Origin of the sequence: Leptothoe sp. PORK10 BA2, assembly GCF_034932105.1 — a bacterium.
In the GTDB taxonomy this organism is placed as follows: Bacteria; Cyanobacteriota; Cyanobacteriia; order Phormidesmidales; family Phormidesmidaceae; genus Leptothoe.
Map to the genome: position 1 here is coordinate 1 of NZ_JAYGIG010000021.1, position 21,899 is coordinate 21,899.

Here is a 21,899-nt window from a genome sequence, read left to right on the forward strand (position 1 = left end):
GCTGATGCCGATATTTTCCATAGAGATGCACCCGACCCACACGCTAGGTTTCAACTATTTCTTAAAACCCATTTACTGGGCACGCGCGTCTGTATCAAATATTACATTTTGAATTTATAATTGCTGGCTATGCCGCCACAAATCCAGAGCTGCAGTCAGACTCATCCCCAGGACATAGGCTGTCGGGTCAGCCAATAGATAGATCAACAGCCCATGCCCCCACAGATACACCAGCAAAAAACTACTCCACAGGGTATTCCGAGAGGTGCCTAACACATCCATGGTGGTCACCGTATGGTGGACCCGGTGGGCAAACCATCCCCAGGGACTATGGAGCAAGCGGTGGTTCCAATAGTACAAATAATCCACCCCCACAAAGCTGAGGACAAAGGCAATCACCGGGGGCAACACCAGACTATGGTGCCAGCCGGAAAATAGTTGCTGGTACAACCCTTGTAGGAGGGTGAGCTGCCATAGGGGAATTAGCAGGCCCTGCACCCATAGACCCGCTGTATCTATAATCCAGTCAGCCATGGATTTTTGCTTGAGTTCTGACCAGCTATGGTAAGCGGTGAGACTGACTAGCAGAACAAACGTACCAAATATGATCATGGTGGCCTACACCCAAAAGGTGACTTCGGTGGACTTATCGGGCAACGTGCGGGGATCTTTGCCGGCGGCAATGGCCTCGCGGATGGATTCGACATAGACGTGGATGGTGTCCGCTGGAGTGTGGTGGAAGTGGGTGCCGTATTTTGCGATCGCATCCCCCTGCACCCCCAACACCTCCATATCCTGATCAATAATCCGCTGGGCCATCCACCGCACCAACGGTTTTGCCAACTGGTTCCAGATGCCATAGTTAAAGGTCACATCCGTATACACCAGAGTAGAATTCTCCCGTTCTGGAATTGACTGGCTGGTAATAAAACAGCGACGATGGGGACCGATGGTGTACTCCACGCTGGTGACATTAGGCATATGGAAGGCATCCCGATGATAGATTTCATGGCCCTGGGGATTCAGAAACCAGCGAGACCAGCCCAGGTTGTTGGTCTCCTGGCCATAGGTAGCCGTCACCTTTCCCTGGCAGCGTTCCACGGTCATCGTCAGCTGTTGTTGTCGCGCCGTGCGAAAGATGCCGGGATGTACTGACACCGTATGGGGAATGTCGATAAAGTTCTCCGCACAGTTGGTAACGCCATTAGCAAAGCGATTGATCACCCGCACCGTTGCCCAACCCGGTTCACCGTAATGGGGCATAGCAAAGGGCTGAGTTTCTAAGGCTCCCCGCAGACGCACATAGACATAGCCATCCTGTTCGCAGGTGTCGTAGACCTTGGCACAGCGATTGGGACTGGGCGTAAACGTTTCCCCCTCTGCGGGGATATGGACCACATGACCAGTTTGGTCATACCGCCAACCATGGTAAGGGCACGTTAGCTGTCCTTGATCCACCTTGCCTCCTGATAGACGGGTGTGGCGATGCAGGCAGCGATCCCTGAATGCGACAGGTTGCCCATGCGCACCGCGAAAAATCACCAGCCATTCATCCAGAACAGTGCGTTGCAAAACCGTCTTTGGCTTTAGCTGTTCACTCAGGGCAACAACGTACCAAAAGTCTTCAAACCCAATAGGTATGGTAATAGAAGGTGCCATAGAATGGGGGACAGTAAGATTTCATGAAGAGAAAAAGGAGAGGGATTAGATCGGGGTTTCGCCTTGTGCCTGCCTGCCAACATCAGTCGCCATCAGCCAGAATTGCGGATAATATTTGGCGGATTACATTTTGATCTCATAGGGGCAAATCTCCAGATCGTGGGTGAGATCAATCTGGCAGGCCAGACGCGCATTGAGACAATCGGGGGCTAATATGTCCAACAGCTCTCGTTCTTCAGTATTGGGAGGCGCAATGTCTCCGGTGATAGTCACCAGGCAAGTGCCACAAATACCTGTGCGACAACCAAAGAGAATGGGGGAGTTTTGGACAGTCAGCTCATTGGCTAGGGGGGTGTGGAGATCCAGGGTTAAGGGATCGTATGCGCTGTTAGGGAAAGAGATCTGACAAGACATGGCCCTCATCCCCCGGCCCCTTCTCCCTGGGGAGAAGGGGGGTTTAGGTTACAACTTTTTGCGGCCGATAGCATAGGCTGGGGCATCAAAGTTTCCGTTGTTACAGGCTCTCTTTCAAGGGTGAGGGATTTAGGGTGTAGAGGTTCTCGCGGCTTCTCGCAGAGTGGGTTCGACCACCTTGAAGCCACCAGCCCATTCACATACTTCACGTAGTGAGAAATCGGTGCATCCACCGGCAGCAAACGCTCCGTACTAAAGCGAATATTGTCATAGATCTTTCCATCCTCCCCCCGCAGAGCGTAGTAACTCAGCCGCGTTAGCCACAGCAGCAGGTGGGTGATCACCCACCCCAAGATTCCCGGTCGTTTCCTCGTTACATAAATCGGCTGAATAAATGTCTCACCAGACTCCGTCGGTCGATAGGCATAGACCATGTGCAATTGAGGCATCCACCGCACCTCTTGCATCATGGTCAGGAGCCCCAAACAACCATGGGCATAGCGCATGGAGTAGGCATAGCGGGGGCCTAAAATCGCCCGACCTAAACGCTCCCGCCAGTTGGTACTGAGAAACTCACCGCTGAGGGTAAAGTCAATCTGCTCCCCTGCCTGATGCAGCGACAGCTCCAAATTCACCGGCAGGTGATGCACCGTCTGGAGATGCTGCACATCAATGCCGTTGATCATACAAATATGATGGTGGCACTGGCGGGTGAGGGGGCGATCGGCCACCACCGCCAGCTCTTGTCCTTTAAGTTCGTCAAACTCAGCCACCGCTGTCGGTGCCACGGTGTCGGGATAGATCCAAATAAAGCCGTACTTTTCTTCCGTGGCATAGGACTGCACCTTGGCCCCAGGGGGAATCTGGTCCTGACAGGGAATATTTTGGCATTGTCCCTTGCCATCAAAGGCCCAGTGGTGAAAGAAACAGCGCACCTGATTGCCATCCACGCTGCCAATGCCCAGATCCGTACCCATGTGGGGACAATAGGCATCCAGGGCCCGCACCTGCCCATCGCTGCCACGAAAGATGGCAATCCGTTGACCGCAGATATTGAAGGATTTAACCGCTGACCTGGGGATTTCCTTCGATGCCGTCACCAGATACCACCCCTTGGCAACAATATCCCAATTGTTAAATAGGGTTGTCATAGTCACTTGTTCCCACCTCCATATTTAACCCATTTAATCCGTGAAAAAATCGGGTTAAGGCTTTTTTCTGGGTCTGCACATATCCCTCAATCGAGGCCCGCTCCATAATGGCCATGGCCCGATTACCTGGCCACACGTAGTCCAAGGGTTCCAGATATACCCGGTAGGAGGCCATGGCTTCTTGATGGGTGCGATAGCTGTGGTGTAAACCTGCGGACTCTTGGGTAAAACAGTCTTGCATCATGGCTTGGGCCTCTCGGTCATCCATGGCGAAGATGTGCGATCGCAACAGTTCATACACCTTCAAATACAACGCCGGATCGTGCCAGAAAATCCCATTCACCGCCACCGAAAACTGGCGATGATCCTGCTGACAACCCCGAATCCCTAGATTGGCCACCCATGTCTCAAATTTAGTGGGTGGAGGCAAACAGCGCATCACCTCATGGGACAACAGGGTAGAACTATTAAAATGAAAACTCTCATCCATAAAGTGATAGAACGAGATTTTTGAGGGTATGGGGGCATGCTCCGGGTCGTCATATTGCTGGTAGTAGCGGCTCAGCTGATGCTGCACCAGCTTGCCGTTCAGGGTGCGCAGCCCCCGCACCGTAAAATACTGGCAAGCAAGAAAGCTGTTGCTAGAGGACATCAGCCCAAACGCTTGCAGCTGCAACTGCTTCCACCAACGCTTTAACTGATTAGTATCCGCAAAGATCATGGTTTCCGTAAACGGCCCCCGCATGGGATAACTAAACAACCGTTTCCCCAACAGTGCCTGTTCCGTCTGTTCCGCCACGGCCCGAAAAGCACTGATGTGAGCTCGCTCCTGGGAAGATTCCAGGTCCAACATATCACAAATGCTCCGAAATCCTTCATGGGCATAGAGGGCCGCTGCACTGGTCTGGTTAAAAAAGATCGTGGCAATCTCAGCGGAGATAATTTGTGAATAATAGGCCACCCAATAGAGCTGGTTTAGGACAGTGCGCTGATACTCACTAGCCTGGTCCCACAAAGGGGTGCCGTAGAACAGAGAAAACTCCTCAGGATTCCAATAGCTATCGCTGCAGTCACCATAGTTAAAAGCCTGCCCCGCCTGATCTAATAGCTGGGTATGATCCTGTTGTTGATTACGCCGACAATTAATCTCCAACCTGCGTTGTAAAGGTTTCCCCAAGGTGATAACCCCGGAAGATATGTCCTCTCCCTGCCACCCTTGCTCCCCCTGCCCCTTAACTCTTGTTGTATATAACTCCCTAACCATAGCTCGCAGCCTCCTCTGGACTCAGTGGGGTAAATAGATCTTTCTGTTCTAGTTCGTCAACAATGGTGGCACTAGTTTGGGCCATGATTGACTTCAACAGCTGCAGCCGTTGGTGGCTATGGGCAACGGTGTCCAACTGTTGCAGGATTTGAATGCGTTGGGGGCGAGAGAGATGGCCTTTATGGGTTGCGATCGCACCCAACACCCTCTGCGGCCCCACCCGGATCATCTGCAAAAACATGGCTAAACAATCCACAATGGCCGCTTGACTAGGGGCTGATAGATCAGCCTGGCGAAATAGGGTGACGCCCGCCCCATGGTGCCGTGACTCCGCCTGTAAAAAGCTCTGAAATAAGTCCCTGAGTTGTAGGTTAATACACCCCCTGGCCAACTGGCGATAGTGGGTCAGCCCCCACCCCTCCAACACCACCTGGAGCACAAACAGAAGAACGGTTTTATCCATACTTTCGACAATTTCAGCCAGCAATTGCAAAAAAGGATCGGTGGCAGCGTCTGTTGTAGGGTTACCACCATAGGGCTTGAGCTGGGCCAGATGCATCGTCTCATCCGCTGAAAAGAGAGCGTAGAGCATGCATTCCTGGTTGCTTTCTGCCATCAGCACCATCTTGGCCATATAGCCCACCCCTGCCTGCTCAATGTGGATGGACTCCTGCAACAGATCCTGGTTGAGCTGAGATAAAATCTGTTGCTGTTCCAATGCCCTCGCTCCTTGAAAGATGGATACCCGATCTAGGTCAAAATAACCGGCTTCCCAGTGGATGGGAGAGATATCGTCCGTGGGAGCCGCCGCCATGCCTCGCTCCCCCAAGGCAGCGGCTAAGATGCGATTTGTCTTGTTCTCCTGGGCCAAATCTGGCAGATTAAAGCCCACTGTGGACAACTCTGTTTTCATGGAATGCTCCTCCAATCTCCCCAGCTCAAAGCCTGTTGTCGATTTACATGGTGGGCAAATTGCAAAATGGATTGATCCGCCTGTAGGGGATTTTTAAAGTCAAACTGAATCCCTTGAAAGACTTGAATATCGCCGGTGGCGAAGTAGGCTGCCACCTGTCGCGTAATCCACAGCACCAGAGGATTAATCAGTCTGCCTGCAAAGCGCTTAGGAGTAATCAGCACGGTCCAACCCTCGGTGCGTCCTCCCGCTATGGGCCGCAGGGCAAACATAATGTGAAAGTGAAAAAAGTCTGGGCCAACGGTGACTGTGCCCGTGCTGCCATACCAGTAACACATCTTGTAGGTGACTTCGTTCCTATAGAAAGGGCGAATCAGTTTGACAAATCGAGAAGCTTCCCCTCCACGGGTCACATTGTCTAAACACAGGGCATTATCTTTCAGGGCCTGCACCTTGAACTTCACCTCTAGGGGGAGATTATGGACCGAGTTAAAATGGTGGGCATCAATGGCGTTGATCATCAACACATTGGGGTGACAGTTTCGCTCAAAGCGATAGCTGAGGACCACATCACAGTCCACACTGGCTAGTTCAGGTACATGGGGCGGAGGATGCTTGGGGCGATCCCCCGTCCAGACCCAAATCAGGCCATAGTGTTCCGCCGTGGGCCATGAACGGATCTTGGTCTCAGCCATCATGTCACCATGCTCACCACAGATGGGAATCTCAACACATTGTCCCTGCGGATCGAATTGCCAGTGGTGCAATGGACAACGGAGATTGTTTCCCTGCACGTTCCCCCTCGCCAAGGCCGCCCCCATGTGGGGACAGTAACCGTCTAAGGCAACAACTTTATGAGTGCGATCGCGATACAAAACCAAATCTTTTCCCATCAGGCTGAGGGGTTTAACCTGTCCTGCTCGCAAGTCGCGCCCAGGCATAGCCCAATGCCATCCTTCCACAAACCGATCAGCTTGGTTAAAGACAGCTTGACTCTGCATGGCCCTATGCCGCTAAACTACGACCAAACCACATGCGCCGACCTACCGCTGTGAGGTTATCGGCACATATCTCCGTCAGACACACCAGCTCATCTCCCTGGCTATGGCCTCGATTCGTCTGCTCAAAAAAGTGAATGTGGGGATCCCTACGGCGCTCTGGCGATATGGTGCCGAGGATGGGTGACAGTTTCTGGGGATGAGGAAAGCGAACAATGCCGGTTTCACGATCATAGGCAGCACCAAACTGTTGCTGAGCCAGGGTATGCATCAGTTGTTGCATGGCTTCCGGGGTGGATTGATCATGGCGGGGATAAAACACTTGCCAAAATGTGGGTAAGAGTCGGTAGGTGCGAAATCCTGAAGAAATCAACAGCCAAAAGAGACGTTTATTGGGGCAGCGCAGCTGATTGATCGACTGGATCCAGGCCCGGGGCAGGGTGGCACTGCTCCAAGCAGTGGGATCAACAATAGTGTCACCCGAGTAAACAACACTGATGTCCTCGCGACCGATGTCCTCACCATGAATGGAGACATCATACAGTTGCAAGGTGGAAAATCCTTTGAGTTGTAACTGTTTGTTTTTGATTAAAATCACCCAATTTTTATGGGCTAAATCCTGGGCAAAGATATCTGAGGTGACACCCTGAAAGTGATGGGTGAGTAGATGATACATCGCCCCACGATCGTCATCACTGAGGGTGGATATGGAAACCAGTTGGGAATGGAGCATGGCTTAAAACTCAGCGGTATCTGAATGGTATGGCAGTTGGCTGCAGGCTGGCAGCCGATTGCGCCGCCCATAGCTGTTGCCATCTATGGCTTTCAAGCATCATCTATCGGGTGAACAATGGGCGCAGAACTATAGCTATAGTTAGCCCGATTCTTAGGAGAATGGGCAATGATGCTCTGGAATTGATGTCACTGCCTAGGTATCTACAGGTAGTGCAGCGTAGTTAGACGAAGTTCCCTCTTAAAAAATCGCTGCTGATTTCATGGATGGCTTAACGTTTTTTTTATAAAGCTTATATAAAGTCACGGACAGCCCCCAGTGCTTTTTCTAACGACTCGCTAATTTAGAAGGAGCCTCCGCCCTCTCAAAATTTCGACCCTATGTACTCACTACGATCTGTCCAAGCTCGGCAAAAGTCGAAAAAAACCATTGGAAATGCAGCTATCGTGGCGCTGTTTGGCACCATCATGGCCATTAGCACTGGCGTTGTCCTGTTTATCGCTGGGACAATTACCTTGGGGGGAGTCCCCTACTCAGTGGTGAGTAAAGTCTGGCAAAATCCAGAGGCCCGAAACGCCCTCATGAGTGGGGATGAGACCAAACTGCATGACCTCATGGGCGGCCTGGGGATTGAATATGAAATTAAAGAACATTATCGCAGCCGCATTCAAGACCCGGTCGAGCTAGACCAGCATATTCACCAAATTCTATTTGACCGTACGGGCTATGTGGGTGAAGCCTACACCGTAAAGGGACGGACCCTGGTGCTCAAAGACCCGGCAAAACTGGAACAGCTACAGAACTGCCCAAATTGTTAACCGATCCAGCCAGAGATCAGGGCTGGGACCGGATAAATTGCTGAGCTAACGTCTGAGCAATTTTGCCTGCAGCTGTTGGAGCACCATCTTGGCTTCGGGAATGCCGAGGGCTAATGCGGCCAGGACAAATACCCCAAGACTGATGGCTCCGGCTCCACATAAAACGATCAGATTGACGAAAAAGCCTTCTGTGCCAAGCCAGGTTTCTAATCCCAACCGGCTGCCCCAGGCGGCGGTGCCCGATAGGACACTACTCAGAATCAGTAATACCAACGGTTTTGCCCAGTCTAACCAGGGTAGGCCATTGATTTTGCGGGATAGGCAGATCAGCAGGGCTACCATGGACACCAGGTTGACTCCAACAGTGGCCAACACCAGCCCCGGAGCCCCGTAGCGATTGATCAGTAGATAATCCAGCAGGGCATTCAGGCCGATATTGGCCAGGCTGATGCGAAAGGGGGTGTCGCCATCGCCCAGGGCGTAAAACACCCGCACTAGAACGTCCCGCCCTAGGTACACAAACATGCCAACACCATAGGCAATGAGGACGGAGGTGACCAGTTGGGAGGCATTTTTGTCAAAAGCTCCCCGTTCATATACCACCCGCACCATGGGTAAGGCCAGGGTGATAAATATGGCACTCAGGGGCAGCATGGTGACGGCCGTGAGCATCAGTCCTTGGCGGATACGCTGCTTCAGTTCATCCCAATGTATCGGGTCGGCCAACCGGGCAAAGATGGGTAAAAAGGGCACCAAAATTACATTGGAAATAATCCCCAGGGGCGTCTGTACCAGAAGATTGGCATAGTCGAGGGCGGCGATGGTACCGGGCAAGGCGGCGGCGAAAAACAGATCCACCTGCACGTTGATTTGCATCATGCCGGAGGAAAAGGTGGCGGGGCCTAAGACATGCAGCACATCTTTGACGGCGGGGTCCTGGGTATTAAACCGCAGGCGTAATTTGCCTAATCCTTGTTTCCAGAGGACGGGCACTTGCACCAACCACTGCAATACTGCTCCGGCCAAGGTGCCGACGGCTAGGGCGGCCCCGCCCACCAGGGCATAGCGGGGCTCGGAAATTTTGTCCCCCAGGGTGAAAAATACTGCCCCCAGGGACAGGATAACGGCGCTGCTGGAAAATAGCGGGCTAATGGAGGGTAGCCAGTAGTGGTCAGCGGCATTTAAGGTGCCAAAGCCAATGCCAATCAGCCCGGCGAACATGGCCATGGGGGCCATAATGCGCAGTTGCAAAATGGCAATATCACGGGTGATGGCCCCGGCGGCTGTATTTTCGCTCAGGCGATTGCCCAGGATGCCGATAATGGCGGGGGCAAAGATGACGATGGCGGCGGTCACGCAGAGTAGACCGATGCCGACTAGGGTGGTAATGGTTTCCACCAGGGGGGCAATTTCATCTTTTTTGCGGTTGGCCACACCCCGAACAATGGCACTGTGGAAAGGGCCGTTGATGCCCCCCAAGAGCACCAGCAAAAAGCCGGGAATGGCATAGGCCAGACCGTAGGCGTCCGCCACCGGGCCCACGGCAAAAGTGGCGGCAATGGCCTGGGTGCGCACGAGGCCAAACACTTTACTGATTAGGGTTGCGATCGCAACAATTCCGGCAATGCCCGCTAAGGAACGTTTCGTCACTAGATGTTCAACCCTAAATACTTAACTACCGATGCCCGTGACCAACCGTAAACTGGCCCAGCCACAAACTACAGTGACACATCCCCAGCCCATAAAAAAGCCAAAAATCACTCAGGAGTCCCCCATCCATGACCCCCATCCAGGTTCACACCTTCCCACCGCTGCTGGCAGGCACCCTGCTCAAACGATACAAACGCTTTATGGCCGACATCGAACTGAGCTCGGGGGAGACCATTACCGCCCATTGCCCCAATACAGGCCCCATGACCGGGGTGTGCCATGTGGGCGGTCGCGTCATGGTCTCCCGCAGTGATAACCCCAAACGCAAACTGGCCTACACCTGGGAGCTAGCGGAGGTCCAGGACAACGGTCCCACCTGGGTCGGAGTGAATACCGCCCTGCCCAATCAGGTCGTTCAAGCCGCCCTCGAACAGCATATCTTTAAGCAGTTAGAACCCTACGACACCCTCAAGCGAGAAGTGCCCTACGGCGAAAACAGCCGCATCGACTTTTTATTAACTACCGCCGATCGCCCCATCTATGTAGAAGTGAAAAATTCCACCTGGGCCCAGGAACGCCTCTGTCTTTTTCCAGATACTGTCACCACCCGAGGCCAAAAGCACCTGCGGGAACTTACCGACCTAGTGCCCAAAAGCCGGGCAGTCATGCTGTATTTCATCAACCGAGGGGACTGTGACCGCTTTGCCCCAGGGGATAGCGCCGATCCGCAGTATGGCCAGCTATTGAGAAGTGCGATCGCAGCCGGGGTTGAGGTCCTACCCTGCCGGTTTGACATCTCCCCCAACGGCATCCAATACATCGGCTTAGCCCAGCTAGACTTTTAACCTATCCGTGATTACACCCAGGTAGTCATATTTTTCAATACCACTCCACTGTGATCCTCAATACCTTTTAGCAATGAAATAGATTTTTATCTTTCCCTAGACTTTTCCCCATGGAATCCACAAGTTATCCACAGAGTAAAGGGGGTTTTCCACAGGTTTTCCACAGGTTTCTACGAAGAACTAACAGCTATTCCAATTCTGGGGATAGGGTCGACCCTAAAAGTAATCTGAGAAGATGCCGTTTAAACGTAACGTAATGCAACAAAAACAAGGCCTAAACCCTATTGTTTGCGTTCTTCAAGATTTCTCCATCGCCCCTAGGTCAATCATCTTGGCGTTGACAACCCTCCGCCCCATCCGCAAAATTACCTGACCACCTCTGGGTTATCCCATGTCCAATCTCCCAACGCCATTCACTTCACTTTGAATTGGCTATGGGCGATTTCGGCATGTCTTGCCGTAAACGCATGGGCCAGTTCTCACCCCGGACGTGATGCCACTATTGAGGTTTTCCCACCCATGAAAACGACTGTTAGTATCCTGGCGGAGATTCCTGAGGAACTCCATGAAGCTCTCACAGGATATTTCAGGGCAAACGCATACGTTTCTTAACACGCTATATGTAGCGCAAGCAGGCGTTCACGACACTAATGTTCATCAGCTTTTTCTCAATAAGACTCTTCTTAATGACACTATTCTCAATAAAATGGCCAAATAGAGGCTTGTTGAGATATGTACTTTTGTATGCGTTTGCCCTGCAGGATATTTGGAACAACACCCTGCCTGGGATCAAGATCGGGTATTTTCAGCAGCCCTGTCATTATTCCTCATGCAAAACGGGGAGAGCGATCGACGCACATCCAGGGTTTATCTAGACACCCTGTTCAATTACACCCCAATTGCGCCGTCCAAGGCGCTGCCTAGAACTGCATAATCGCCCCCAGCCATGGGCCCAATGTTCTCGAATATCTTGAGCAAGGCCCATGGGAGCGGGAGAGGTTATTTAAGAAAATCAGTAAATTCTTTCTTCCCTGACGGGGAGATGGCCTGGGCAAACCATCACTGATTCAGGGAAAACAGTTCATCAGCGTTAAATAATACACATAACAAAAGGACTAAACTATTTAAGAGACATCCCCCCAGCTTGCAAGTCTAGAATTTGCAAGCACTTAAGTCCTGCCAGTCTAGGAGACTTGGGTATATTAGTATCATGCTGCAATAGTTTTTAGCTCTATATATGGCTGAGCCCTCCGCCAAACTCAACACTAGCTATCCCACCAGCCCATCTGCGGAAGAATTAAAAGATATTTTCCAGCAGGTTACGGCCCATAGCTGCCCACGGCACTACAACTTCCATATGCACACCCATTGTTCCGACGGGAAGCTCAGCCCCGGCGGTTTGATGGAGCAAGCTATCCAATTGCAGCTCAAGGGGTTTGCCATCACTGACCACCACACCATTCAGGGCTATGAGACAGCCTGCCAATGGTTAGAAAATTGGCGCTGGACCCACCCATCTAGCTGGTCATCCAGTCACTCAAAAAGAAAACTACCCAGGCTGTGGTGCGGGGTGGAAATCACCTCTAGCCTGCTGGACGTGGACGTCCATATCCTGGGCTATGCCTTTAATCCCAACCATGCGGCCCTCAAACACTATTTGCAGGGAGCGGCTCCCATGGGGCAAGATCGCCAGGCAAAATTAGTCATTCAGGCGATTCAAGCCGCAGGAGGTATCGCTGTCTTGGCCCACCCAGTCAGATATCGCGAATCCCCCGAAGACCTAATTCCCGCCGCCGCCGCCCTGGGTATTGATGGCGTAGAAACCTACTATGCCTACGATCATCCCCCCGAATGGCGACCCACCCCCGATAAAACTGAGCGGGTTCAGTCCCTGGCCAAGGCCCACAACTTACTTAGCACCTGTGGTACCGATAGCCATGGCATGACCCTCACCCGTCGGATGTAGGGCCATCGCACTGCATGGCTTAATTTTGTGCCGTATTGATAATATCCGCACTGCTTTGGCAGGTCTCAGCGTCGTAGCTCACTTTCACTTCGAAGGGATAGCGTACTGGGGTCTCCGTTGCAGGAAACTCCGCCTGCGATAACTGATCTAGGGCTGCCTGGTTAAGATAGTCGTAGCCAGTGCTAAGAAAAATGATTGGCTCATCCGGAGTACCATCAGGGGCAACCTGCACACCCACCAACCCATTTTGGGGTGGTTTTTCAACACACAGATTTAGTGATTCAAGTTCAATCACCCCTGCCTCAGCTGCTGTCGGTATTTCTGCCTCTGGTTCATCCTCGTCTGTCGGTTCACTCTCGTCTGCCGATGGGGTTAACCACGCTGTATACGATGCGTTAGCCTCCTCCGTTGAGGTGTCTGCCGGATCGTACTTGAACTTAGCCTGCAACCGTTCCAGGGCCGTCAGTTCTCCGTCTGCTGTAGCCCCATTGCTCGCTATATCCTCAGACCCAGAACCTGAGGGCTCACGCTCTGCTCCCGTCTCTGCACCACCCTCCGATTGGTCTGGCAGTGGCTCCAGCCCTGGTGCGTCAGCCGCGGCGGCCTCCGCTTCAGCTCGCGCAGCGGCCGCCGCCGCCGCCCGGCGCTCAACTTCTAATTCGGCCTCTAAGTTTCTTTCAGTCCTTTGACCAATGTCCCCAGGCGGGGGCGGAATATTCCGAATACGAGCTGTTCGGCCATTACTGCTTTGGCCTGATCTAGAGGGAGGATTGGTGGTGGCAAGTCTGTGGGGGTTATTGAAGAGACGACGGTTATTCAAGGAGCCGACAGATGAACGGTTGGTACGATTGCCATTCCGATCAAACAGGTTCGAATTACTGGATCGGTTGAAGGCACTAGCACCAGGCAGGGTCAGGGAGGTGGCGTTGGGTAAACTCCCAGAGGACGTGACCGATGGAAAGTTGGGAATGGGGGGCACGGAGGGAAGATTGAAGTTGGGTAGCCGTCCCTGCTCAGCTGGAGACAGGGTAACTAGGGGCACCGTCCGCTCCTCAGCCGTCCCACCGTCATCGCCAAAAGCGGCAAAGGATGCAGAGAAAAAACGAGGGGCCGCCGCAAACATGGCGCCGTGAAAACTCAGGGAGGCGATGGCGGCCACGCCATAGGAGCTCGTGATTAGCCGTTTAAGCAGCTGCAGAATACTGTTTGCAGTGGCGGCACCGGTTGAGATTAGCTTAGGGGTAGTAGACATGGCACAGTTAAAGCACTATTTACCAGTGCATCGAGGCACTGGGTTAATCAGTAAAGAAAAATCAGGAAACCGGGAAGTTTACGGTCAACTTTTTAGACGGCGATCAACGACGGTTTTGGTTTAACCCTGAGATCAGGATAGACAATTTGTTGCGTTGTTGTAGCAGGGAAGGGTGCGATCGCACCCCTCTCAACCCAGAAAACACCACCGTCATGACGGTTGCAGCCCACTGGAAGGATTATCCTGGTCCGCCGGCTCACTGGCAGGCTCACTGGCAGGCTCACTGGCCGGCAGGGGCGGCAGGGTGCCTGTCACCAAGCGCCCGGTCCGTTTGCCCCCAGACAGGCGTTTGAGCAGCTGCGGCGTCGGATCATGCATCAGGTAAGTCACCGTATCCCCCGGTTGCCATGTCCCCGGTCCCAACACCACATCTAGCTTGCCATTGCGCTGCAGGGTAATGGGCAGCAGATCCCCAATGGCAATCAGCTGATCCAGCCGATCCCTTTGTTTTTCAAAGTCTTCAGCCTGGAGCTGGGTGATATTCATCTCCGCCGCATCATCATTCAAATAGGTATTCCAGATCTTAATCGCCAGGGGAGTGGAGGTCACCTTACCTCCCTTGCCATTCGGCTTTAGTTCGGGTTCTGCATCGCTGCGGGGCAAAATCGCCAAGACCCGGGGGGGCTGAAACTCTTCCGCTGCCCGTTCTGCTACCACAGAGTTCACCTCTCCATTGGTGGTCAGAGCCAGAAATGTGCCAATCGAACTCAACCCAGCTTCATCCAATAGCTCCGCATCTAGGGCACTGCTCAGATACACCTGTAAGCCATCCTGACGGGCCAGCTCACAGGCCGCCTCATCGGTGTCAAACATTACCACCGACTCCCCATGCTGACTGAACAAACGCCCCACCAGGCGGCCAATGGGATTACAGCCCACAATCACCACCCCAGTGGCATCGGCCTGGGTAATGCCCAAAAACTTAGCGACACTCCGCGCTGTCAGGCCCTGGATAAACACCGTCATGATGATGGTCAAAAACACCAAAGCCTTAATGGAGTCCCCCCCGTTCACCCCCCGCTCGGTGAGCAAAATGGCAAATAAAGAGGCCACGGAAGCCGACACAATTCCTCTGGGGGCAATCCAGCTCAAAAATAGTTTCTGCCGCCAGTTCAAATCGCTATTCAGGGTACAGGCATAAATATTCAGGGGCCGCACCAATAGCATCAGGGCCAGCACCGTGAACACCGAACCGATGCCTAGGGCAAAGACACTGGCAATGGACAGATCCGCCGCCAGCAAAATAAATAGCACCGATACGGAGAAAACGGTTAGCTGCCCCTTAAACCGCAATAGCAGTCGCTCATCTGGCACTGACAGGGCGCGCAACACTAAACCAGCGGTGACGGTGGCCATCAGGCCAGATTCACTCCGGACGCTTTGAGCAAAGCCAAACAATCCCCACACACTGGCCAAAACCACCAGGTTACGTAACTCCTCCGACAAAAAATCCGCCCGTTTTAGAAATTGCCCTAGCAGGGCCCCGCCTAGGCCGCCAATCATGGCGCCAATGCTCAAACGCTGGGCCAACCCGCCGACAATAAACCCCACATCGGTGTCGCCATTGAGCAAAATATCTAGCACTACTACCGCTAAAATCGCCCCCACCGGGTCGATCAGCACCCCTTCCCCCTCCAGGAGAGTGGCCACTTTTCTCTCTACCTGCACCTGGCGTAGCAGCGGCGTAATCACGGTGGGGCCGGTGACCACCACCAGGGAGCCATAGAGAAAGGCCAACGGCCAGGGAAATTCGCCAAACCAATGGGCCGCCATGCCACCGCCGAGCAACGTAATAAAGGTGCCGATGGTAATCAGATTGCGGAGGCTGCCGGATACCTGGCCTAACTCTTTCAGCTCTAAGTTGAGGCCGCCTTCAAACAGGATGAGGGCGACACAGAGGGAAACAATTACTTCTAAACCGCTGCCGAGGACCTTGGGCTCAATCACACCCAGTACGTCAGGCCCTAACCCCACCCCCAAACTAAGCAGAAAAATAATGCTGGGTAACCGCAAATATTCAGCGACGACCTGGGCTGTGATACCGGCTAGGACCGCTAATACTATTTGCAGAGTGATATCAAACGGGGTGGCCATTGGCTAAGTTGTGGCGGCTGCCTCAGGGGCAAAACCTAGACAATAAAACGCTGCTACAGGCAAATTAGGGAAATAACGACGATAGCTTTCATAAAGCCCATATCAGCCTTGCCCACACCCAACCCGATCATTTTCCCTAGGAAATAGGACAGGTTTCAACCTAGACGTGGTTTAGCATCCAGATACTTTCAAATTCTTAATCTAGCATCTAATGCGTTGAGCAGCAGGAAAGACCCTGGCATGGTAGGCGCGCATACCTGCGGACCTACCCTAGCTGAGCAAAAAAAAGGGTGGCCTGAAGCCACCCAAATCACAGGAGTTATAAGGAGATACGACAATCAAACCGCCGGTAGCTATACCAAGGGCGAATGTCATATTGGGACAAAAGTTTTAGTGAACAAGCTAGGCAGACTGGCTGCCGTCACTGGCGACTAAAACGAATAGCCCGCATACACATATTAATGGGAGTCCTTTGAAAACGGTGAATCTGCTGACCAAGCTGGAGTATTTTTTTTCAATGGATAGTATTGAAGTCAGACAACATTACAGTCTGTGTCAACTCTAAAATCGATCTTAACAATTACTTGCATTCCCCTGGGTAATGGCTAAGTTTGGAAGTAGGGACAATATGATCAACCGCTTCCATATCAAGTTTTTAGTTGGGACCTTCGAGTTCCAGCTTGCTAGTGTCTACCTGTCTAGGGTCTTAACATTTGCCTCCCATTCTTAGCCCCTTCTCTTCAAGCTAGTGCTGCGCCATCGTCATTTTTTCAAAGACCACGCCCTGCGTTCTCAAAAGCTAGTACAGAAGATAGATTTGAACGAAGTCTATCCTTGTCCCACCTGCCGACATCGGGGGACGATCCAGGGTATTACGCTCACTGAAGCGTTCGGTTGCGATCGCTGCCAGCAAATTTATGTGATCCGAGACAATGGGTTTGGTCTAGAGCAACTCTCGGGCGCTCACCCTTACCGTCGGCTGTGGCGATGGACGGGACGCCAATGGAGGCAATATAGCCAGCTACCCGCATCTAGCTGGCTGGGTCTGCTAATAGTCATCGTTACATTGCTAGGGATTGCAGGATTTTTGCTGCTCCTGTCCACCTCCTTTAGAATTCTAGCCGTGTTGATCGCCGGTTTGGCCGTGGGTGCCTTGCTGACATCACGACGCTAGGCAGAGTATGAGGACCAAGCCTCGGGGGCCAGATGAGAGACCAGCACTAGGCAGATAAGATGATTTCTTCTGGCTTCGGTAGTTTCACCTTAGTGGCCAGCCCTAGCTTAGATAGAAACTGAATGATCATCCAGGTGACATCGATTTCAAACCATTTCAAACCATGGCGGGCTGAGAACTGAAACGCGTGGTGGTTGTTATGCCAGCCCTCACCGTAGGTGAGCACAGCCACCCACCAGCAGTTAGTGGAATAATCGCCAGCATCGTAGGTCTGGTAGCCAAACTTATGGGTAGCGCTATTCACAAACCAAGTACAGTGGTAGACCGCCACGAGACGGACAAAAATTCCCCAGAGCACAAAGGACCAGCCACCGACGGCATAGAGCAGCACCCCCAGGCCAACCTGCATGAGCAGAAAGTACTTTTCACAGAATAGATAAAACGGATCACTGCCAATGTCTTTGGTCAGCCGGGGCACATCGCTATCGGCTGGAACTTCGTGGAAAATCCAACCCATGTGGCTCCACCAAAAGCCCTTGGTCGAACTGTGGTGATCGATGGCTTGGTCGGAATGGACGTGGTGATGGCGATGGAGACCAATCCACTCGATGGGGCCATGTTGGCAGGCCAGGCTACCACATAAAACAAAGAAATATTCGAGCCACCTAGGGGTGGTAAAGCTGCGGTGGGCCACTAGGCGATGCCAGCCCAGGGTAATTCCCAGGCAGCCAGTGATCCAATGTAAAAAAAGCGCTACGGCTACAGCGCTCCAGCTAAAATTGGCGGGTAAAAAGGCGAGCAAAGTAATGAGGTGTACAGCGATCATAAAGACCGTTGTAGGCCAGTTAATCGGAGGCTTGGGAACGTTTGCAACAGTCATGTAAAAATCTCAGCGTTAACATGGGGACCGACTTGCGCCACAATTAAAGGCCGCGTAATTAGCCCAAATAAGCAAGTGAATAGTCTGAAGACACTGCAGCCGACAGAGCAAGTACTATGTCCGATTTTTTACGCAATTGACTCCCAGGTCAAGGTAAATATTGCGCGAGTCTTGGCGGCTTTCCACACCCATAACGTAGGAACGCACCATTTTTCAGGGGTTTCAGGATACGGTCACGATGATTTGGGACGGCAAACCTTAGATCGGGTATTTGCCACTTTGGTGGAGGCGGAGGCGGCTGCGGTGCGGGTGCAGTTTGTGTCGGGCACCCATGCCATTACCTGTGCCCTTTTTGGTGTGCTGCGCCCGGGCGATGAGCTGTTGGCGGTGACGGGGGCCCCCTATGACACCTTAGAAGAAGTGATTGGTGTGCGGGGAAATGGCCAAGGGGCACTCCAAGGCTCCCTGAAGGATTTTGGCATCAGCTACCGACAGCTGCCCCTGACGGCGGCCAACACCGTAGATTGGTCCGGTCTGGATACGGCCCTGGGGCCCCAGACCAAAATGGTCCTAATCCAACGGTCCTGCGGCTACAGCTGGCGGTCTAGTCTCACGATTGATGACATTGGTCGGATTGTCCGCTCGGTGAAGGCCCAAAACCCCAACACGGTTTGCTTTGTGGATAATTGCTACGGCGAGTTTGTGGAAACCAGGGAGCCCACTGCGGTCGGTGCGGACCTGATGGCGGGGTCGCTGATTAAAAATCCGGGGGGGACCATTGTCACCACCGGGGGCTATGTGGCGGGGCGGGCCGATTTGGTGGAAGCGGCCACCTGTCGCCTCACCTCACCGGGTATTGGTAGCTCGGGCGGGGCCACGTTGAATCAAAATCGGCTCCTGTTCCAGGGTCTATTCCTGGCTCCTCAGATGGTGGGGGAAGCCCTCAAGGGGAATTTTCTCTTGGCCAGTATGTTTAGTCAGCTGGGCTATGGTGTTAACCCCGCCGTCGATGCCCCCCAGAGGGATGTGATTCAAGCGATCCGGCTGGCCGACCCGGATAAACTGATCGCCTTCTGCCAAGCGATTCAGCAACATTCCCCCGTTGAAGCCTATGTGGCGCCGGTGCCTGCGGCCATGCCCGGCTATGACAGTCAGCTGGTGATGGCCGGAGGCACCTTTATTGATGGCAGTACCTCGGAACTGTCTGCCGATGGACCGCTGCGGGAGCCCTACGTGGTCTATTGTCAGGGGGGGACCCATTGGACCCATGTTGCGATCGCAGCCGAAGCCGCCGCCCAAGCGATTGGGCCAGCATCTGGTTAGAATAGATACACTTAAGCTAGACACCCTCCCCTAGACCCATCCCCCTACCTACCCGCGCCCCAAATGATTACCGTTGCACTCCCCAAGGGCTCGCTGCTCAAAGACACCATCCGCATGCTACAAGGGGCCGGCCTGGACTTTAGTGCATTTCTAGACAGCAGCAACCGGCAGCTACAAATTACCGAAAGCAGCGGTCGCGCCAAAGGACTATTAGTCAGAGCCCAGGATGTGCCGGTCTATGTGGAATATGGCCAGGCCCAGCTCGGCATTGTCGGCTATGACGTGCTCTATGAAAAAGAACCCAATGTGGCCCAGCTGGCGGATCTAAAATTTGGCGGCTGCCGCTTCTCCGTTGCCGTCAAGCAGGACGGACCCTATCGCTCCGCCCTCGAACTTCCCCCCCACTGCCGCGTCGCCTCCAAATTTGTCAACAGCGCCCGCCGTTATTTCCAAAGCATTGACCTGCCGGTGGAGATTATTCCCCTCTACGGTTCCGTGGAGTTAGGCCCCATCACAGGCATGTCCGAAGCCATTGTGGACTTGGTCTCCACCGGACGCACCCTGAAGGAAAACAACCTGATGGAACTGGAGGTGCTATTTGAAAGCACCGCCCGCCTGGTGGCCCACCCCCTAAGCTATCGCCTCAATGTGGACAACCTCAGTGACTATGTTGATTTGATCCGTCAGCAGGTGATGGTGGCCGCCTAGGTAAGTTATCGCCAGTAGTTTGCTGGTAAGCTATCGCTCCCCCACCGCTCCCCTCCCACTCCATGACTTCTCCTTCAGCAACTCCCCGAAAGCAGGGTTCAGGCTATGACTGGCAGCTTTTCCAGCGTCTCCTGCCCTACATCCTGCGAGAGAAAAAGCATCTGGTTTTACCGCTGCTCCTGCTGGTGCCCCTGGCCTTTGCCCAGGCCCTGCAACCGGTCCTCATTGGCCAGGCCATTTCCTTAATTAATCAGGAATCAGGGGCCTGGAATTTTTTGGCCGCTCGACCGTTACAGGACGGTTTGAATATTTTGATTCTGCTGTTGCTGCTGTGCATTGGCACCCGGCTCGCCCTGGACGGCTGGCAGAGTTATTTAGTGCAAAAGGTGGGGCAAGATATCACCTACAATATCCGCAATGACATGTTTCGCCATGTCACCGCCCTCTCCATGCGATTTTTTGATCGCACCCCCGTGGGCCGACTGATTACCCGCTTAACCAGTGATGTCAATGCCCTGGGGGACGTGTTTTCCACTGGAGCTATCGGCATTTTTAGCGATCTGTTCTCCATCGTGGTGTCGGTGGTGCTTATGCTGCTGATTGACTGGCGGTTGGGCCTGATGTTGATGTTGTTGCTGGTGCCCGTCACGGCGATCATTATTTATTTTCAGCAGCAGTATCGAAAAGCCAACTACCAGGCCCGAGAGGAACTGTCGGTGCTCAACTCTAACCTGCAGGAGAACATCGCTGGCATTGAGGTGGTGCAGCTGTTCCGGCGCGAAAGCTTTAATGCCAATCTGTTTCGCAACACCAACCAACGCTACGTGATGGCTGTGGATCAGACGATCTTTTATGACTCGGCGGTGTCGGCAACGTTGGAATGGATTGCCCTGGTTGCGATCGCAAGTGTCCTCGGCTTCGGTGGCTGGCTGGTCCTGGGAAAGAACCTGGAAATCGGCACCCTCACCACCTTTATTCTCTTTGCCCAGCGGTTGTTTGAGCCCCTGCGCCAGTTTGCCGATAAGTTCACTGCCATCCAAGCCGGATTTACCGCCGTTGAACGATTGAATGACCTGCTCGATGAACCCATCGACATCCGAGATATTGACAACCCAGCCGTACTCCCGGAACCCATCGATAAACAGGGCAATGTCCTCCCCGGTGAGATTCGGTTTAACCATGTTTCCTTTGGATATAAAGCGGACGAATACGTCCTCCGGGATCTCGACTTCACCATTCGCCCAGGGGAAAAAGTCGCCCTAGTGGGGCCCACGGGCGCAGGTAAAAGCTCCATTATTCGCCTGCTTTGCCGGTTGTACGAAGTTAGTGACGGCCAGATTCTACTCGATGGTGTAGATATTCGAAACTTAGCCCAGGAAGATTTGCGCCAACGCATGGCGATTATTTTGCAAGATGGATTTCTCTTTTCCGGGGACATCAGCAGCAACATTACCCTCGGCGAAGACTACACCCCCGCCCAGATTCGCCACGCCGCCGAGTCTACCAACGTCGCCAGCTTTATCGAGCAGCTCCCCCAGGGCTACGACACCATTCTCCGGGAACGGGGCACCAATCTCTCCGGTGGCGAGAAACAGCTGCTGGCCTTTGCCCGCGCCGCCATTCGAAATCCTGGCATCCTGGTGTTGGATGAGGCCACCGCCAATTTGGATGTGGGGACCGAAGCCCGGATTCAGTCAGCGTTGGATACCCTGCTGGCAGATCGCACAGCGATTATTATTGCCCACCGGTTATCCACCATTCGCAATGTGGATCGGATTTTGGTGTTGAAGCACGGACATCTGGTGGAACAGGGCAGCCATGAGCAGCTATTAGCCTCAGATGGACTGTATGCCAGCCTCTATAAATTACAGATGCTGGGTCAGTAGTCCATTGGCCCAGACGTGAAAAAAGACAGTATTCAGCAGCCAGGGCTCAGGGCCTCAATAGCTTCTGGCTCCTAATTCCCCACCTAGCAGGATTTCCCGACTTAATTCCCG

General features: G+C 53.2%; 20 protein-coding genes. 8 read left to right on the forward strand and 12 right to left on the reverse strand.

The features are described from left to right. Positions 1–114 precede the first annotated feature (114 nt). The 8 genes from VB741_RS07860 to VB741_RS07895 all read right to left on the reverse strand — a co-directional run bounded on the left by VB741_RS07860 (position 115) and on the right by VB741_RS07895 (position 7,132). Complete coding sequence (locus VB741_RS07860) at positions 115–612, reverse strand: sterol desaturase family protein (protein WP_323364609.1); 498 nt, start codon at positions 610–612, stop codon at positions 115–117. Between the two features lie 6 nt (positions 613–618). After that, positions 619–1,635 (reverse strand): aromatic ring-hydroxylating dioxygenase subunit alpha, encoded by a 1,017-nt coding sequence (locus tag VB741_RS07865; RefSeq protein ID WP_442786319.1) that lies wholly within the window; start codon positions 1,633–1,635, stop codon positions 619–621. A 147-nt stretch (positions 1,636–1,782) separates the two neighbouring features. Further along, entirely contained in the window at positions 1,783–2,073 is a 291-nt protein-coding gene (locus tag VB741_RS07870; RefSeq protein ID WP_323364611.1) for a 2Fe-2S iron-sulfur cluster-binding protein, read from the reverse strand. Positions 2,074–2,078: 5 nt separating this feature from the next. After that, positions 2,079–3,224, reverse strand: a complete 1,146-nt coding sequence (locus tag VB741_RS07875; RefSeq protein WP_323364612.1) for an aromatic ring-hydroxylating dioxygenase subunit alpha — start codon at positions 3,222–3,224, stop codon at positions 2,079–2,081. Next, positions 3,208–4,488, reverse strand: coding sequence for a P-aminobenzoate N-oxygenase AurF (locus VB741_RS07880; protein ID WP_323364613.1), 1,281 nt, complete (start codon positions 4,486–4,488; stop codon positions 3,208–3,210). Before VB741_RS07880 ends, VB741_RS07875 begins: the two co-directional genes overlap by 17 nt. After that, positions 4,481–5,401 carry a ferritin-like domain-containing protein gene (locus VB741_RS07885; RefSeq protein WP_323364614.1) on the reverse strand — a complete coding sequence of 307 codons (921 nt, stop codon included), beginning with the start codon at positions 5,399–5,401 and terminating at the stop codon, positions 4,481–4,483. The genes VB741_RS07880 and VB741_RS07885 overlap by 8 nt, the downstream gene beginning before the upstream one ends. Further along, on the reverse strand, positions 5,398–6,402 hold the full coding sequence (locus VB741_RS07890; protein WP_323364615.1) for an aromatic ring-hydroxylating dioxygenase subunit alpha: 1,005 nt from the start codon (positions 6,400–6,402) through the stop codon (positions 5,398–5,400). Before VB741_RS07890 ends, VB741_RS07885 begins: the two co-directional genes overlap by 4 nt. Positions 6,403–6,406: 4 nt before the next feature. Continuing rightward, positions 6,407–7,132: a hypothetical protein gene (locus VB741_RS07895; RefSeq protein ID WP_323364616.1), complete on the reverse strand. Its 726-nt coding sequence runs from the start codon at positions 7,130–7,132 to the stop codon at positions 6,407–6,409. 380 nt (positions 7,133–7,512) lie between these two features. Here VB741_RS07895 and VB741_RS07900 point away from each other — a divergent pair, with 380 nt between their 5' ends. Beyond that, the gene (locus VB741_RS07900; protein WP_323364617.1) at positions 7,513–7,950 is read left to right on the forward strand and encodes a hypothetical protein; all 438 of its coding nucleotides are present in this window, start codon (positions 7,513–7,515) and stop codon (positions 7,948–7,950) included. A 45-nt stretch (positions 7,951–7,995) separates the two neighbouring features. On the opposite strand, the gene murJ is transcribed toward VB741_RS07900, so the two are convergent. Next, positions 7,996–9,600 (reverse strand): murein biosynthesis integral membrane protein MurJ, encoded by a 1,605-nt coding sequence (gene murJ / locus VB741_RS07905; protein ID WP_323364618.1) that lies wholly within the window; start codon positions 9,598–9,600, stop codon positions 7,996–7,998. Between the two features lie 128 nt (positions 9,601–9,728). On the opposite strand from murJ, the gene sfsA reads away from it, so the two are divergent. The 3 genes from sfsA (at position 9,729) to VB741_RS07920 (ending at position 12,411) form a co-directional block, all read left to right on the forward strand. Further along, positions 9,729–10,445 carry a DNA/RNA nuclease SfsA gene (gene sfsA, locus VB741_RS07910; RefSeq protein ID WP_323364619.1) on the forward strand — a complete coding sequence of 239 codons (717 nt, stop codon included), beginning with the start codon at positions 9,729–9,731 and terminating at the stop codon, positions 10,443–10,445. 730 nt (positions 10,446–11,175) lie between these two features. After that, entirely contained in the window at positions 11,176–11,379 is a 204-nt protein-coding gene (locus VB741_RS07915; RefSeq protein WP_323364651.1) for a DUF2811 domain-containing protein, read from the forward strand. A gap of 303 nt (positions 11,380–11,682) precedes the next feature. Then, on the forward strand, positions 11,683–12,411 hold the full coding sequence (locus VB741_RS07920) for a PHP domain-containing protein (RefSeq protein WP_323364620.1): 729 nt from the start codon (positions 11,683–11,685) through the stop codon (positions 12,409–12,411). 19 nt (positions 12,412–12,430) lie between these two features. Here VB741_RS07920 and VB741_RS07925 read toward each other — a convergent pair whose 3' ends face one another. Together VB741_RS07925 and VB741_RS07930 are read right to left on the reverse strand one after the other, a co-directional pair. Next, a complete protein-coding gene (locus tag VB741_RS07925) occupies positions 12,431–13,663 on the reverse strand; it encodes a hypothetical protein (RefSeq protein ID WP_323364621.1) in 1,233 nt (410 codons plus the stop codon). A 210-nt stretch (positions 13,664–13,873) separates the two neighbouring features. Further along, the gene (locus VB741_RS07930) at positions 13,874–15,817 is read right to left on the reverse strand and encodes a cation:proton antiporter (protein WP_323364622.1); all 1,944 of its coding nucleotides are present in this window, start codon (positions 15,815–15,817) and stop codon (positions 13,874–13,876) included. A 748-nt stretch (positions 15,818–16,565) separates the two neighbouring features. Between VB741_RS07930 and VB741_RS07935 the strand changes: the two genes are divergently transcribed. After that, on the forward strand, positions 16,566–16,991 hold the full coding sequence (locus VB741_RS07935; protein ID WP_323364623.1) for a hypothetical protein: 426 nt from the start codon (positions 16,566–16,568) through the stop codon (positions 16,989–16,991). Positions 16,992–17,037: 46 nt separating this feature from the next. On the opposite strand, the gene VB741_RS07940 is transcribed toward VB741_RS07935, so the two are convergent. Continuing rightward, on the reverse strand, positions 17,038–17,871 hold the full coding sequence (locus VB741_RS07940) for an acyl-CoA desaturase (protein ID WP_323364624.1): 834 nt from the start codon (positions 17,869–17,871) through the stop codon (positions 17,038–17,040). Between the two features lie 75 nt (positions 17,872–17,946). Here VB741_RS07940 and VB741_RS07945 point away from each other — a divergent pair, with 75 nt between their 5' ends. The 3 genes from VB741_RS07945 (at position 17,947) to VB741_RS07955 (ending at position 21,788) form a co-directional block, all read left to right on the forward strand. Then, positions 17,947–19,194, forward strand: coding sequence for a methionine gamma-lyase family protein (locus tag VB741_RS07945; RefSeq protein WP_323364625.1), 1,248 nt, complete (start codon positions 17,947–17,949; stop codon positions 19,192–19,194). A gap of 63 nt (positions 19,195–19,257) precedes the next feature. Then, positions 19,258–19,902, forward strand: a complete 645-nt coding sequence (gene hisG / locus VB741_RS07950) for an ATP phosphoribosyltransferase (protein ID WP_323364626.1) — start codon at positions 19,258–19,260, stop codon at positions 19,900–19,902. A gap of 62 nt (positions 19,903–19,964) precedes the next feature. Continuing rightward, the gene (locus VB741_RS07955; protein ID WP_323364627.1) at positions 19,965–21,788 is read left to right on the forward strand and encodes an ABC transporter ATP-binding protein; all 1,824 of its coding nucleotides are present in this window, start codon (positions 19,965–19,967) and stop codon (positions 21,786–21,788) included. Positions 21,789–21,899 lie beyond the last annotated feature (111 nt).